The following is a 14,453-nucleotide window of genomic DNA, read 5'->3' as shown; positions in this document are numbered from 1 at the left end:
CCACAGGTAATGGATGTAAGTGGCTCGTGGCCATTACTCGTCATCCTGAGCGACATGGTTCGTCCGCTCTGTGCCCACAGCCATTCGGAGGTGTGTGAAGAATTTCTCATGCACAGGCCCGGGAAGAGGTAATCCCAGGTCAGCAGGTTGACAGTGGATCGATCGTCCGGTTATCCACAGGGACGTCCACAGGGGTGTCCACAGCTTTGCGGCAGTTCTCCACAGGACGGGGCCGTTCATCCACACCCCCTGTGGATAACCGCCTTGGCGCAACGGTGCCCGGCGCCTTAGCGTGGGCCCTCCGCCCGACACTCGCACCGCTCCGGCGTCCGATTTGTCGGAGCCGTGGCGTACAAAGAGGGGCGGATCCGCTCCACCCAGCCACCGGCAAGCCCGCTCCAACTTCGCACCACTCGCTGATCGGGGAACACGCGTGACCGGCCCCCAGTACGACGACCACGACGCCCCGCCGCCGGAGGATGACTGGCAGACCGCCGAGGACCCCTTCCCGGCCGGCGCCTTCGACGACGCACCCTTCCCGGACGGCCCCGGTGACCGGCTTCCGGTCTCGCGCGGCCGCGGCGAGGGGCGTCAGGGCGGTGGCCGCGACGGGTTCCAGCAGGGCGGCAAGGGCGGTTTCCAGAAGGGTGGCAAGGGCGGGCGGCCGGAGGGCGGCTGGCAGCGCCGGGACGAGGGCGACGGCGGCGGGGCGGAGGGCTTCGAGCGTGTTCCGCCGCAGGACCTGGACGCCGAGAAGTCCGTCCTCGGCGGCATGCTGCTCTCCAAGGACGCCATCGCGGACGTGGTGGAGGTGCTCAAGCCGGCCGACTACTACCGGCCCGCGCACGAGATGATCCACGGCGCGATCCTCGACCTCTACGCCCGCGGCGAGCCGGCCGACCCGATCACCGTGGCCGGCGAGCTGACCAAGCGCGGCGAGCTCCAGCGCGTCGGCGGCGCCTCCTACCTGCACACCCTGGTCAACTCCGTCCCGACCGCGGCCAACGCCGAGTACTACGCCCAGATCGTCAACGAGCGCGCCGTCCTGCGCCGGCTGGTCGAGGCCGGCACCCGGATCGCCGGCATGGGCTACGCGGCCGAGGGCGACGTGGACGAGATCGTCAACGCCGCCCAGGCGCAGATCTACGCCGTCACCGAGCAGCGCACCAACGAGGACTACGCGCCGCTCGCCGACATCATGGAGGGCGCCCTCGACGAGATCGAGGCGATCGGCTCCCGGCAGGGCCAGATGTCCGGCGTGCCGACCGGCTTCGCCGACTTCGACCAGCTCACCAACGGGCTGCACCCGGGCCAGATGATCGTCATCGCGGCCCGCCCCGCGATGGGCAAGGCTCTGGCCCTCGACACCCCGCTGCCGACCCCGAGCGGGTGGACGACCATGGGCGAGGTGCGCAAGGGCGACCACCTCCTCGACGCAGACGGGAAGCCGACGCGCGTGGTGGCCACCACCGAAGTCATGACCGGGCGGTCGTGCTTCGAGCTCCTGTTCGATGACGGCACCTCCGTGATCGCCGACGCGGATCACCAGTGGCTGACCGAGACCCGCGCCACGCGCGGGTCGGGCCGCGCCGGTGAGGTCAGGACGACCAAGGAGATCGCCGCGACGCTGCGGTGCGACACCGCCGACCAGCGGAACAACCACTCGGTGCGGAACACGGCGCCGCTCGACCTTCCTGACCGGGACCTCCCCGTTCCGCCGTACACGCTCGGCGCCTGGCTGGGTGACGGCCACAGCGACGCCGCGAGGATCACCTCGGCGGACCCGGAAATCGTCCGGCGCATCGCGGGGGAGGGCTTCGAGGTGGTCCCCGTGGGAGCCTCGTTGAGCTACGCGCTCAGGTTCGCCGTGGCGGAGCCCGAGCGCTTCGAGCGGGCCTGTGTCGTCTGCGGCAAGGTCTTCGTGCCCGCGCTCGCCCACGTGCGGACCTGTGGGAAGTCCTGTGGCGGCAAGGCCCGCTTCGTCTCGGCGCCCGTTGCGCCCACCATCTGCGTGGACTGCGGAACCGAGTGCTCCTCCCCGTTCTCCGAGCCCCGTTGCCACGCGTGCACCAGGAAGCACGGAAGCCTGCTGGTGGTCCTGCGCGAGCTGGGCGTCCTCGGGAACAAGCACATCCCCGAGGCGTACCTGCGCGGCTCGGTCGGTCAGCGCCGGGCGCTCCTGGCGGGGCTGCTCGACACCGACGGGACCGTCACGAACACCGGATCGGTGCAGTTCGCGGTGACCAACCGGGCTCTGGCCGAGGGCTTCCACGAGCTCATCGTCGGCCTCGGCTACCGCTGCGGCATGACCACCAAGCGGGTCGAGGGGCGATCGGAGGAGTCCTCGACCCTGTACGTCATCACGTTCACGCCGTCCGACGAGGTGTTCGGGCTGGAACGGAAGCGGACGATGCACGAGGCCCGCCGGCGTCCGGCCACCCCGAGGCTCGGGCAGCGGTTCATCGTTGCCGCTCGCGAGATCGACTCCGTCCCGGTCCGCTGCGTCCAGGTCGACAACCCGGAGCACCTGTACCTGGCAACCCGGTCGATGGTCCCCACACACAACTCGACCCTCGCGCTGGACTTCGCGCGCGCCTGCTCGATCCACCACAAGCTGCCGAGCGTGATCTTCTCGCTCGAAATGGGCCGCAACGAGATCGCCATGCGCCTGCTCTCCGCCGAGGCCCGGGTGGCGCTGCACCACATGCGCTCCGGGAACATGACGGACGACGACTGGACCCGGGTCGCCCGCCGGATGCCCGACGTCAGCGAGGCACCGCTGTTCATCGACGACTCGCCGAACCTGTCGATGATGGAGATCCGCGCCAAGTGCCGCCGGCTGAAGCAGCGCAACGACATCAAGCTGATCGTCATCGACTACCTCCAGCTGATGCAGTCCGGTGGCTCCCGGCGGGCCGAGAACCGTCAGCAGGAGGTCTCGGACATGTCCCGTAACCTCAAGCTGCTGGCCAAGGAACTGGAAGTCCCGGTCATCGCGCTGTCCCAGCTGAACCGTGGCCCCGAACAGCGCACCGACAAGCGGCCGATGGTCTCGGACCTCCGCGAGTCCGGCTCGATCGAGCAGGACGCCGACATGGTCATCCTGCTGCACCGCGAGGACGCCTACGAGAAGGAGTCCCCGCGGGCGGGCGAGGCCGACCTGATCGTCGCCAAGCACCGTAACGGTCCGACCGCGACCATCACGGTGGCCTTCCAGGGCCACTACTCGCGCTTCGTCGACATGACCCGGGACTGAGGAAGCCCGGGTCATCCCCCACGGGGCGGTCAGACGGTGACGGTGGCGCGGAAGAGCGTGGTACCGGCGCCGGAGAGGCGGGCCGGGGTGCCGGTGGCGGGGAGGAAGGCGGACTGGCCGCGGGCGAGTTCCAGGACGGTGCCGTCCGCCCCGGTGAGGCGGGCCGCGCCCTCGGTGCAGAGCAGGATCTGCGGGGTGCGGCCGTCGATCGCGCGCTCGACGCCGTCCAGCGTGAAGCGGGAGAGCCGGAACTCGTCGATCGGGACGGGGTAGAGCTCCTCGCCCGGGGTGGCCTCGACCAGGACGGGGGCCAGCACCTCGGGGGCGCCGGCCTCGAAGACCACGACCTTCAGCAGCTCCGGCACGTCGATGTGCTTCGGGGTGAGGCCGGCCCGCAGCACATTGTCGGAGTTGGCCTGAAGCTCGACGCAGATGCCGGACAGGTAGGCGTGCGGCACCCCGGCGCCCAGGTAGAGCGCCTCGCCGGCCCGCAGCCGGACGTGGTTGAGCAGCATGCCGGCGATCAGGCCGCGGTCGTCCGGGAAGTCCTTCGCGATCCGGGCGTACGGGGCGTAGTACCAGTCCGGATCGCCGGTGTCGTACTCCGCCAGCGTCTCGGCCGTTTCCCGGACGGTCTTCGCGGCCGTCTCGTCGTCCATGGTGAGGATGGCGGCCAGGGTGCCGCGCAGCGCCTCGGCCTCGTCCTCGACGCACAGCAGGTCGATCAGCGGCTCCAGGCCGTTCACCGAGAGCCGGGCCATCAGCTCGGCCGCCTCGCCGGCCCCGCGGAAGCCGCACAGGCCCTCGAAGTCGCCCAGTGCGCAGACCATTTCGGGCTTGTGGTTGGCGTCGCGGTAGCTGCGCTCGGGGGCGTTCAGCGGGATCCCGAGGGCGTTCTCGGCGGCGAAGCCGGCGCGGGCCTGCTCGATCGTGGGGTGGGCCTGGATCGACAGCGGGGTGCCCGCGGCCAGGACCTTGAAGAGGAACGGCAGGGTCGGGCCGAACCGGGCCGTGCTCGCGGCGCCCAGCTCGCCCTCGGGGTCGGCCGCGATCAGCTCGTCCAGCGGGCGCGGGCCGTCGCCGCGGTCGGCGCGGGACGGGTCGCCGGGGTGGGCGCCCATCCACAGCTCGGCCTGCGGCTCACCGGTCGGCTGCTGCCCGAGCAGTTCGGGCAGGGCGGTGAGCGACCCCCAGGCGTACGGGCGGACGGTGTTGAGGAGCCTGTCCATGCGCGCGGTCCTACTCCTTCGCTGTCTGGGCGGGTGTGCCGGATCGCCGGGGCGGGCCCGGCGGTGCGGGCGTGGGCAAGGGAACGACCCTAGCCGAACGGTGTCACCCACGGGGAAACGGCGGGCACCGGGTGGGAGTGCCACGGTCGAACCGGTGGTTCCCGGGCGCGGTAGTAGAATGCCTGGACGCAGTAGCCTCCGCCCTGCGCGCAGTTCGCCACCGAGGTCCTCCCCGGCGGGTTGCCGGCGGAGCCGCGTTCCAGAGTGCGGGCGCCGGTGTTCCGAGACCCCCCGCCATCGGCCGAGAGGTTTGTACGTGACCGTGAACCAGCAGAGTTTTGCTGATCTCGGCAAGGTCCTGGTGATCATCCCGACCTACAACGAGGCGGAGAACGTCGAGCGGATCGTCGGCCGGGTCCGCGCCGCCGTGCCCGAGGCGCACGTCCTGGTCGCCGACGACAACAGCCCCGACGGCACCGGCGAGCTGGCCGACAAGCTGGCCGTCGAGGACCAGCACGTCCACGTGATGCACCGCAAGGGCAAGGAGGGCCTGGGCGCCGCCTACCTCGCGGGCTTCCGCTGGGGCATCGACAACGGCTACGACGTCCTGGTCGAGATGGACGCGGACGGCTCGCACCAGCCCGAGGAGCTGGACCGGCTGCTGGGCGCGCTGCGCGGCGCCGACCTGGTGCTGGGCTCGCGCTGGGTGCCGGGCGGCCGGGTGGTGAACTGGCCGAAGTCGCGGCTGCTGCTCTCGCGCGGCGGTTCGACCTACTCGCGGCTGATGCTGGGCGTGCCGATCCGGGACGTCACCGGCGGCTACCGGGCGTTCCGCAAGGAGACCCTGCTGGGCCTGGGCATGGACGAGGTCGCCTCGGCCGGGTACTGCTTCCAGGTCGACCTGGCCTGGCGCACGGTGAAGGCCGGGTTCAAGGTCGCCGAGGTGCCGATCACCTTCGTCGAGCGCGAGCTCGGGGCGTCCAAGATGAGCCGCAACATCGTCGTCGAGGCACTGTGGCGGGTGACCACCTGGGGTGTCACCGACCGCCTGGCCCGGCTGCGCGGCGCGCGGAAGCGCTGAGGACTCCGCTCGGGTGAAGGGCCCGTCTGCTGGTGACAGCAGGCGGGCCCTTGCGCATGTCCGGGGGCGGTCAGGCGCGGGTCAGCAGCCGCCGCTCCTGAGGGCGCTCTCCGGCAGGTAGCGGTCGGCCCAGACGGCCAGTTCGTGCAGCGCGGGCTTGAGCGCGACGCCGCCTTCGGTGAGCCGGTAGCTGACCCGCAGGGGCGGGCCGGCGTCGACCTCGCGGACCACCAGTCCGGCCTCGGCCAGTTCGGTCAGCCGGTCGGAGAGCATCCGCTCGCTGATGCCGGGGACGGCGCGGCGCAGCTCGGAGAAGTAGGCCTGGCCGCCGTTGTTGAGCACGCCCAGCAGCATTCCGGTCCAGCGCTTGCCGAGCAGGGTGAACACCCGGCCCAGGGCCAGGTCGGTGTTCTGGCAGGCGTTCTGGGCACCTGCGTCGCACGCGGCGGGTGTGGGCGGGACGCCGTCGGTCACTACCTCGTGCTGGGCCATGGGATCCAGCGTACTCGACCCGTCACTAGCAACTGTAGAAAAGTAAGCTGCTACTGTACTTTCAGCTGCAACGAAATCAGCAGCTACTTATTCTCTGGAGGCCCCGCCATGCCCACGCTCCTGCACATCGACTCCTCCGCGGTCACCGACGGCTCCGTCTCCCGCGAGGTCACGGCCGCCTTCCGGGCCGCCTGGGAGGCCGAGCACCCCGAGGGCACGGTGATCTACCGGGACCTCGCCGCCGATCCGCTGCCGCACCTGGACGTGCACGGCATCAGCGCCGGGTTCGCCCCGGCCGAGGCCCACAGCGCCGAGCAGTCCGCCGCCTTCGCGCTGCGCGACGAGCTGATGGGCGAGCTGGAGCGGGCCGACGCCGTGCTGATCGGCAGCCCGATGTACAACTTCACGATCCCGTCGACCCTCAAGGCCTGGCTGGACCAGGTGATCCTGATGGGCCGCACCGCCGGCGAGCAGCCGTCCGCCAAGGGCACCCCGGCCACCGTGGTCGCCGCCCGCGGCGGCTCGTACGCGCCCGGCGCCCCGCGCGAGCCCTACGAGTTCGTCACCACGTACCTGGAGAAGGTGCTGACCGGGATGCTTGGGCTGGAGGTCGACTTCATCGTCCCGGAGTTCACCCTGGCGCCGGCCGTCCCGGCGATGGCCGACTTCATCCCGAACGCCGCCGAGTCCAAGGCCCGGGCCCTGGAGCAGGCCGCCCGCCGGGCCAAGGAGCTCGCCGCCCGGGCCGCGGTGTGACGTGACGCGGAAGGCGTGCCGCACCGGGCGCGCCTTCCGCGGAATCGGGCAGCAGTGCTCCCATGCTGTAGGGCGCAGGAGAACCGACCGCGCGGGGAGGGTCCGCGCCGGGAACCCGTCCGCCGACCAGAGGGAGCAGCCCGTGACGTCGTCCCCGCCCGAGGAGAGCGCCGGCGGCGAGCCCGCGGACACCCAGCCCATCGAGCTCCCCGGGGCGGAGCGGCCCGCCCGGCCGCTGGAGGTCGCCGTCTTCACCGGCCCCGAGTCGGCCTTCTTCGCCACCTCCACACTGATCCTCGGCGAGCGGACCGCGATCCTGGTGGACGCCCAGCTGACCCGCAGCGCCGGGCGCGAGCTGGCCGAGTGGGTCGCGGGCAAGGGCAGGCGGCTGCTCGCCGTCGTGGTCACCCATCAGCACCCGGACCACTACTTCGGCGCCGAGGAGGTGCTGCGGCTCTTCCCCGACGCGCAGCTGCTGGCCGCCCCGGCCGTGGTCGACGGCATCCGGCGCACCGTCGCCGCCAAGGTCGCGCAGTGGAAGCCGGTGTACGGCGACGACATCCCGGACCACCCGCTGATCCCCGCCCCGCTGCTGCCGCAGCCGCTGATGCTCGACCGCCAGGTGATCCCGGTGCTGCTGCTCGGCCAGGCCGACTGCGGGGACTCCACGGTCGTCCACGTGCCGAGCATCCGCACCGTGATCGCCGGGGACTTCGTCCACAACGGCACCCACCCCTGGACCGCCGACACCACCCCGGCCCAGCGCACCACCTGGGGCCACAACCTCGGCCGGATCGCCGACCTCGGCGCGGACCGGGTGATCGCCGGCCACCGGGCCCCGGACCAGGGCGACGACGCGGCCCGGGTGCTGGCCTTCACCGGCGAGTACCTCCAGGACTTCGACCGGCTGCTGGCCGCGCACCCGGACGACCCGGAGGCGCTGGTCACGGCGATGAACGAGCGGTACGGGGAGCTCACCCTGCCGTCCTTCCTGGAGCTGGGCGCGGCGGCCAACACCGCCCGTGCGGCCGAGGCCGCCGGGTCCGGGGCCGAGGCGGGTCCGGAGCCCACGGAGAACGGCGGGACCGCGGCGGAGTAGGGCGGATACTGGCCGCATGACGCCGTACGACGTGATCGTCCCGGCGGGCGGGACCGCCCGGCGCCTCGGCGGGGCCGACAAGCCGGGCCTGACGGTGGGCGAGGCCACCCTGCTCGACCGGGTGCTCGCCGCCTGCGCCGGCGCCCGCACCACCGTCGTGGTCGGCCCGGCCCGGCCGACCGCGCGGGCCGGAGTCCGCTGGACCAGGGAGCAGCCGCCCGGTGGCGGGCCGGTCGCCGCCGTCGCGGCCGGGCTCGACCTGGTCACCGCGGACACCGTGCTGCTGCTCGCCGCCGACCTGCCGTTCCTGGACGGGCGGACGGTGGAGCGGCTGGTCACCGCCCTCGACGGGGCCGGGGCGAACGGGGACGCCGCCGTGCTGGTGGACGCGGGCGGCCGCGACCAGCCGCTCGCCGCCGCCTACCGGACCGCGGCGCTGCGCGACGCGCTGGCCGCCCTCGGCGACCCGGCCGGCCAGTCGCTGCGGCGCTTCCTCGGCGGGCTGAGCGGGATACGGGTGGCCGACACCGACAACGCCGCCCACGACTGCGACACCTGGGAGGACCTGGAGCGGGCCCGCGAGCGCGACCGGAGCCGAACCCCGCCGACGCCGGCACCGGGGTGTGATCGAAACGACGTGCCCCGCACACGGGGCGAACACCTCGGGGAATCCGCCGATCGGGCAGCATGGGCGCATGGAGCGCACGCTGGATGACTGGATCGCCGAGGTCAAGGCCGACCTGGGCATCGACCTGGACGTGGACGTCCGTGGTCTGCTCGACACGGCCCGGGTGGTCGCGCACGGAGTGGCCCGGCCGGCCGCGCCGCTGACCGCCTTCCTGATCGGCTACGCGGCCGCCCAGCGGGGCGGCGGCGCGGAGGCCGTCGCCGAGGCGTCCCGGCGGACCGAGGCCCTCGCCGAGGGCTGGGGCGCCGCCGACCGGCCGGGCGAGTCGTGAGCACGGTCGGACGGACCACCGTGGCCGCACCGTCCACCGCCCCCGACGTGCTGAGCTGGCCCCGGGCCCGCGAGACCGCGCGCCGGGCCGGGCTGAGCCCGTTGCCCGGGGTCGGAGTCCCGCTGGCCGAGGCGCTGGGCCGCACCCTCGCCGAGCCGCTCGGCGCGCTGACCGACCTGCCCGCCTTCGACACCTCCGCGATGGACGGCTGGGCGGTCGCCGGTCCCGGCCCGTGGCGGGTCGCCGGCCGGGTGCTGGCCGGAGGGGCCGAGCCGGCACCGCTGGCCGACGGCACCGCCGTGGAGATCGCCACCGGCGCCCAGCTGCCGGCCGGCGCCACCGCCGTACTGCGCCGTGAGCACGGTCGGACGGACGGCGCGCTGCTGTACGACCGCGGCCCGCAGCCGCTGACCACCGGCCAGGACGTCCGCCCGCGCGGCCAGGAGTGCCGCCGGGGTGAGGAGTTGCTGCCGTCCGGCACGCCGGTCGGGCCGGCCGTGCTCGGCCTGGCCGCCGCCTGTGGCCACGACCGGCTGCCGGTCCACCGCCGTCCGAAAGTCCAACTGCTCATTCTTGGCGACGAGTTGCTCATCTCCGGGGTGCCCGGGCCGGGCCTGGTCCGGGACGCGCTCGGTCCGCTGCTGCCGCCCTGGCTGCGGGCCGCCGGTGCCGATCCGGCCGAAGTCCGGTACGTCCGGGACGACTTCGATCTGCTCCTGGCCGCGCTGCGGCACTCCGCCGCCGATCTCGTGGTCACCACCGGCGGAACGGCCGCCGGGCCGGTCGACTTCCTGCACCGGGCGCTCGCCGAGGCCGGTGCCCGGCTGCTGGTGGACGGCGTCGCCGCCCGGCCGGGGCACCCCATGCTGCTGGCCGAACTCCCCGGCGGCCGCCACCTGGTGGGCCTGCCGGGCAATCCGCTGGCCGCCGTCGCCGCGATGGTCACCCTCGTCCTGCCGCTGCTGCACGCCCGCAGCGGACGGACCGTCGGCGCCCCCGTCCTCGCCCCCGCCGCGACGGTGCTGCCCGGGCACCCGACGGACACCCGGCTCCAGCCGGTCCGGCGGACCGCCGAGGGCGTCCTGCCGCTGGCCTTCGACGGACCGGCGATGCTGCGCGGGCTCGCCCGGGCCGAGGCGCTGGCCGTGGTGCCGCCCGGCGGGGCGGCGGCGGGCGAGACGGTCGAACTCCTGGAGGTGCCGTGAGCGAGCGAGGCACAGGGGTCCCCACGGCCGGAGGCCGGGGGAGAACCATCACGAGGTGCGCGTGCGGCGAAGCGGCTGCCGAACGGTGGGGGCACCCCGGTCCGGACGCCGGGGGAGAGGTGGGCGCATGAGCCGCCTGCGACGCAACCCGGCACCCGGCACCGAGCCGTGGGCGGACGCCGGGATCGTGCTGCCCGCCCGCCGGGCCGCGCCCGCCGTCCGGCAGGTCGGCTCCCGGCTGCTGCTGGCGCTCGCCGTACTGGTCGCCACCACGTTCATCGTCTACTTCGACCGGGCCGGCTACAACGACAACGCCGGCGATGGGCTCAGCTTCCTGGACGCGGCGTACTACGCCACGGTGACGCTCTCCACCACCGGGTACGGCGACATCACCCCGTACAGCGACAGCGCCCGGCTCACCAACATCTTCGTGATCACCCCGCTGCGCGTGGTGTTCCTGATCATCCTGGTCGGCACCACCCTGGAGGTGCTCACCGAACGGACCCGCCTGCAATGGCGGTTGAACCGCTGGAGGTCCACCGTGCGCGAGCACACCGTCGTCATCGGCTACGGGACGAAGGGCCGCAGCGCCGTCGACACCCTGCTCGGACAGGGGGTGAAGAAGGAGGAGATCGTCGTCGTCGACCCGCAGCGCAAGGTGATCGACCACGCCGCCCAGCACGGCCTGGTCGGGGTGGTCGGCGACGCCACCCGCACCGACACCCTGGTGCGCGCCGCGCTGCCCACCGCCGCGCGGGTGGTGGTCGCACCGGAGCGGGACGACACCGCCGTGCTGATCACGCTGACGGCCCGCCAGCTGAACAAGTCCGCCACCGTGGTCGCCGCCGTCCGGGAGGACGAGAACGCTCCGCTGCTGCGCCAGAGCGGTGCCGACGTCGTGGTGACCAGCTCCAGTTCGGCCGGGCGGCTGCTCGGGCTGTCGATGCTCAGCCCGCACGCCGGGGCGGTGATGGAGGACCTGCTGACGTACGGCAAAGGGCTGGACGTGGTGGAGCGCCCGGTCACCCGGGCCGAGGCCGGGCACAGCCCGCGCGAGTGCGCGGACCTGGTGGTCGCGGTGGTCCGGGGCCGACGGGTGCTCAACTACACCGAGCCGGAGGCCGCCGTGCTCCAGCTCACCGACCGGGTGATCGTCATCAAGTCCAGCGGAGTCGCGCCGACCGGCTGAGCCACGCCGTGGAACCGCCCCGGCCCGCAGTAGGTTCGGGGCATGTATGCGATGACGATTCCCGTACCCGGCGGTCCCGAGGCACTGGTCTGGGCCGAGGTGCCCGACCCGGTGCCCGCCGAGGGCGAAGTCCTGGTCGAGGTGGCGGCCACCGCCGTCAACCGTGCCGACCTGCTCCAGCGGCAGGGCTCCTACAACCCACCGCCCGGCGCCTCGCCCTACCCGGGGCTGGAGTGCGCCGGGCGGATCGTCGCGCTCGGGCCCGGGGTGTCCGGCTGGGCGGTCGGCGACGAGGTGTGCGCGCTGCTGGCCGGCGGCGGCTACGCGCAGCGGGTCGCGGTGCCGACCGGTCAGCTGCTGCCGCTGCCCAAGGGGCTGTCCGTCGAGCAGGCTGCGGCGCTGCCCGAGGTCGCCTGCACGGTGTGGTCCAACGTCTTCCTCACCGCGCACCTGCGGCCCGGCGAGACGGTGCTGCTGCACGGCGGCGCGAGCGGGATCGGGACCCTGGCGATCCAGCTCGCCAAGGCGGTCGGCGCCCGGGTCGCGGTCACCGCGGGCAGCCCGGAGAAGCTGGCGCGGTGCGCCGAGCTGGGCGCGGACATCCTGATCGACTACCGCGAGCAGGACTTCGTCGAGGCGCTCCGGGAGGCCACCGGCGGGACCGGGGCGGACGTGATCCTGGACATCATGGGTGCCAGGTACCTCCAGCGGAACGTGGACGCGCTGGCGGTCAACGGGCGGCTGGTGATCATCGGACTCCAGGGCGGGGTGAAGGGCGAGCTCGACCTCAACGCGCTGCTGCGCAAGCGCGGGGCGGTGATCGCCACCAACCTGCGCGGACGGCCGCTGGCGGAGAAGGCGGCGATCGTGGCGGCGGTGCGGGAGCACGTGTGGCCGCTGGTCGAGTCCGGGGTGGTGAAGCCGGTGGTGGACCGGGTGATGCCGCTGGCCGACGTGGCCGAGGCGCACCGGGTGCTGGAGCGCGGGGAGCAGGTCGGGAAGGTCGTGCTGCGGGCCTGAGCGCCGGGAAGCCGGCGGCGGGTCGGTAACGGAACCGGGGGTAAATCGCCCGAAATGCCGTACGGGCCGGAGCGTGCGAGCCTGGTCCGGAGCAGTCCCGCCGCCGATCCCGCCTCCGGGCGCCGTCGGCCGTCGGAAGGATTCCGACCGTGGCCGCATCACTGCACGCACCCCTTGGGCCGCTGCCCGCGGCGCCGCATCACCGTCGTACTTCCCGCCGCTCACCGGGCCGCGCGCAGCGGCTGATCGCGGCGGCCGTGCTGGGGCTCACCCTCCCGCTGGCCGCCGCCTCGGCGGCGGTGGCGCTGCCCTCGCCGGCGGCGTTGCCCTTGCCGGTGACCCTGTTTTCGCCGGAGGGGCGGTCTTCGCCGGAGGGGCTGTCCTCGCCGGGGGCCGGGACGAGTGCCGAGCCGAGTGCCGAGCCGAGCGCGTCCAGGGCGGCGGCTGCGCGGCTGCGGCACCGGCCGCGGCGGCCGCTGCCGCGTTCACACCTGGGCGGCGGCTTCCCGCAGGCCCACCGGCATCACCTGGCCTCGCTGCCCGGGCGCTCCGGTGCCGCCGTGGAGCAGCCTCCCGACCAGGCTCCGGCGCAGGGCGTCGAGCGTGCTCCCGTCCAGACCTCGGCGCACGCTCCCGACCAGGCTCCGGCGCAGGGCGTCGAGCGTGCTCCCGGCCAGGTGCCGGACCAGGCCGTCGAGCAGGCTCCCGGCCAGGCCCCGGCGCAGAGCGTGGCCGAGCGGCCGGAGGCCGACGCGGAGGCCGGGATCCCCGGCGGTGCCGCCTCTCCGGTCCCGGCCGCTCCGGACACCGTCGCGGCGGCCGCCGGAGAGCCGGTCGCGCCCGTCGCCGCCGTGCCCGCGCTCTTTCCCGCCCGCTGGCAGGACGCCTCCACCACCCAGCTCCCGCTGGGCGTCGGCCTGGGACTGATCGGCTGCGGCCTGGGACTGGTCGGCCTGCGGCTGCGCAAGGGCTGACGTGCAGGGGCCGCGGCCGGCAGGGCAGTGGCCCCCGCCGGGTGTGGAGATCCGGTGCGGGGCCGGGACCGGTTTTCAGGTCCGGCGCGCCCGGGACGGGCCGCGGTTTCGGCGGGGGCGGTGCGGCGGGCCGGTGCGGGCGGGGCCGGGGCGCCGCCGGCGGGCGGTCGGTGGGCAGTCGGCGGACGGGACGCGGGAACTGAGTACCCGTACGGATTCCCGCGGGGCGCCCGGCGGCGTACCTTCGTCACGGGTGGCGCAGGACGGCGGGACGACCGGGGGCTTCCGCCCGACCAACCCCAGTGAGGGAGAATGTCGTTCATGACGAATCCGATGAACGAGCGCCCGTCGCAGGAGCCCTTCCGGGCCGCCGGCGGGCAGTCGCAGGACGGCCAGAAGGTGCTGATCGTCGGACCGGACGGGCTGCCCGTGGGCCAGGGGTTCGCGGGCACGGCTGGGGGCGGGGACGACGAGGGCGACGTGCCGCGTGAGCTCCCGGTGACCGAGATGGTCGAGCAGCCCGCCAAGGTCATGCGCATCGGCAGCATGATCAAGCAGCTGCTGGAGGAGGTCCGGGCGGCGCCCCTCGACGAGGCGAGCCGGGCCCGGCTGAAGGACATCCACGCGAGCTCGATCAAGGAGCTCGAACTGGGGCTGGCCCCGGAGCTGGTTGCCGAGCTGGAGCGGTTGTCGCTGCCGTTCACCGACGACACCATCCCGACCGAGGCCGAGCTGCGGATCGCCCAGGCCCAGCTGGTCGGCTGGCTGGAGGGCCTGTTCCACGGCATCCAGACCGCTCTGTTCGCGCAGCAGATGGCGGCGCGGGCCCAGCTGGAGCAGATGCGGCGGGCGCTGCCGCCCGGTCTGCACAGCGGCGAGCCGGACGAGGACGAGCTGGGCCAGGGCCGCGGCATCCGCTCCGGCCCCTACCTGTAGCCGCAGCCGGCGGTACCCGCCGGTAGGTACGTCCGGACCGCCGTCGGACCGGACGTACCACGACGATCCGTCCCGGCCCCGGGCCACCCGCGTCGAGCGCCGGTGGCCCGGGGCCGGGCCCGGCCCTGGACCGATCACCGTCGGCGTGAGCCGATACCCTGGCCCCTGTCGCCGGCCGGTGGAACCGCCGCGGCAGGGGCCCGCCAGGCCAGCGGGCCGGGCCCACCACGCACGGACGAGACCGAACGTCAGGCTGC

The 14,453-nt window shown here is 73.8% G+C and carries 11 protein-coding genes and 1 pseudogene; 10 read left to right on the top strand and 2 right to left on the bottom strand.

Annotated features, from left to right (window positions below; genetic code table 11):
- Positions 1-433 precede the first annotated feature (433 nt).
- On the top strand, positions 434-3,256 hold the full coding sequence (dnaB, locus tag AB0O11_RS20300) for a replicative DNA helicase (protein ID WP_363388609.1): 2,823 nt from the start codon (positions 434-436) through the stop codon (positions 3,254-3,256).
- Positions 3,257-3,285: 29 nt separating this feature from the next.
- On the opposite strand, the gene manA is transcribed toward dnaB, so the two are convergent.
- The gene (manA, locus tag AB0O11_RS20295) at positions 3,286-4,485 is read right to left on the bottom strand and encodes a mannose-6-phosphate isomerase, class I (protein ID WP_363388606.1); all 1,200 of its coding nucleotides are present in this window, start codon (positions 4,483-4,485) and stop codon (positions 3,286-3,288) included.
- A 316-nt stretch (positions 4,486-4,801) separates the two neighbouring features.
- Between manA and AB0O11_RS20290 the strand changes: the two genes are divergently transcribed.
- A complete protein-coding gene (locus AB0O11_RS20290; protein WP_363388604.1) occupies positions 4,802-5,566 on the top strand; it encodes a polyprenol monophosphomannose synthase in 765 nt (254 codons plus the stop codon).
- Positions 5,567-5,647: 81 nt separating this feature from the next.
- On the opposite strand, the gene AB0O11_RS20285 is transcribed toward AB0O11_RS20290, so the two are convergent.
- Positions 5,648-6,058 (bottom strand): helix-turn-helix domain-containing protein, encoded by a 411-nt coding sequence (locus tag AB0O11_RS20285; protein WP_363388601.1) that lies wholly within the window; start codon positions 6,056-6,058, stop codon positions 5,648-5,650.
- Positions 6,059-6,166: 108 nt separating this feature from the next.
- Here AB0O11_RS20285 and AB0O11_RS20280 point away from each other — a divergent pair, with 108 nt between their 5' ends.
- The 8 genes and pseudogenes from AB0O11_RS20280 (at position 6,167) to AB0O11_RS20245 (ending at position 14,196) form a co-directional block, all read left to right on the top strand.
- Positions 6,167-6,814, top strand: coding sequence for an NAD(P)H-dependent oxidoreductase (locus AB0O11_RS20280; RefSeq protein WP_363388598.1), 648 nt, complete (start codon positions 6,167-6,169; stop codon positions 6,812-6,814).
- A 142-nt stretch (positions 6,815-6,956) separates the two neighbouring features.
- Positions 6,957-7,913: an MBL fold metallo-hydrolase gene (locus AB0O11_RS20275; RefSeq protein WP_363388596.1), complete on the top strand. Its 957-nt coding sequence runs from the start codon at positions 6,957-6,959 to the stop codon at positions 7,911-7,913.
- Between the two features lie 16 nt (positions 7,914-7,929).
- Positions 7,930-8,872: pseudogene (locus tag AB0O11_RS20270) on the top strand (NTP transferase domain-containing protein).
- Positions 8,869-10,077, top strand: coding sequence for a molybdopterin molybdotransferase MoeA (locus tag AB0O11_RS20265; RefSeq protein ID WP_363388593.1), 1,209 nt, complete (start codon positions 8,869-8,871; stop codon positions 10,075-10,077). Before AB0O11_RS20270 ends, AB0O11_RS20265 begins: the two are co-directional and overlap by 4 nt.
- A 127-nt stretch (positions 10,078-10,204) precedes the next feature.
- Positions 10,205-11,266: an NAD-binding protein gene (locus AB0O11_RS20260; RefSeq protein WP_363388590.1), complete on the top strand. Its 1,062-nt coding sequence runs from the start codon at positions 10,205-10,207 to the stop codon at positions 11,264-11,266.
- Positions 11,267-11,308: 42 nt separating this feature from the next.
- Positions 11,309-12,286, top strand: coding sequence for an NAD(P)H-quinone oxidoreductase (locus AB0O11_RS20255; protein WP_363388587.1), 978 nt, complete (start codon positions 11,309-11,311; stop codon positions 12,284-12,286).
- Positions 12,287-12,435: 149 nt separating this feature from the next.
- Complete coding sequence (locus tag AB0O11_RS20250; RefSeq protein ID WP_363388584.1) at positions 12,436-13,260, top strand: hypothetical protein; 825 nt, start codon at positions 12,436-12,438, stop codon at positions 13,258-13,260.
- Positions 13,261-13,581: 321 nt separating this feature from the next.
- The gene (locus AB0O11_RS20245; RefSeq protein ID WP_363388581.1) at positions 13,582-14,196 is read left to right on the top strand and encodes a bacterial proteasome activator family protein; all 615 of its coding nucleotides are present in this window, start codon (positions 13,582-13,584) and stop codon (positions 14,194-14,196) included.
- Positions 14,197-14,453: the final 257 nt, after the last annotated feature.

The sequence above is a fragment of the Kitasatospora sp. NPDC093102 genome, assembly GCF_040683915.1.
In the GTDB taxonomy this organism is placed as follows: Bacteria; Actinomycetota; Actinomycetes; order Streptomycetales; family Streptomycetaceae; genus Kitasatospora.
Note: the sequence above shows the minus strand (reverse complement) of the source record. Positions and strands in the feature narration are given on the sequence as shown.

Excerpts from the sequence above, each read along its gene's own strand:
- AB0O11_RS20280 (WP_363388598.1), top strand. The coding sequence starts at position 6,167 with ATGCCCACGCTCCTGCACATCGACTCCTCCGCGGTCACCGACGGCTCC.
- manA (WP_363388606.1), bottom strand. The coding sequence starts at position 4,485 with ATGGACAGGCTCCTCAACACCGTCCGCCCGTACGCCTGGGGGTCGCTC.
- AB0O11_RS20285 (WP_363388601.1), bottom strand. The coding sequence starts at position 6,058 with ATGGCCCAGCACGAGGTAGTGACCGACGGCGTCCCGCCCACACCCGCC.
- AB0O11_RS20245 (WP_363388581.1), top strand. The coding sequence starts at position 13,582 with ATGACGAATCCGATGAACGAGCGCCCGTCGCAGGAGCCCTTCCGGGCC.
- AB0O11_RS20260 (WP_363388590.1), top strand. The coding sequence starts at position 10,205 with ATGAGCCGCCTGCGACGCAACCCGGCACCCGGCACCGAGCCGTGGGCG.
- AB0O11_RS20255 (WP_363388587.1), top strand. The coding sequence starts at position 11,309 with ATGTATGCGATGACGATTCCCGTACCCGGCGGTCCCGAGGCACTGGTC.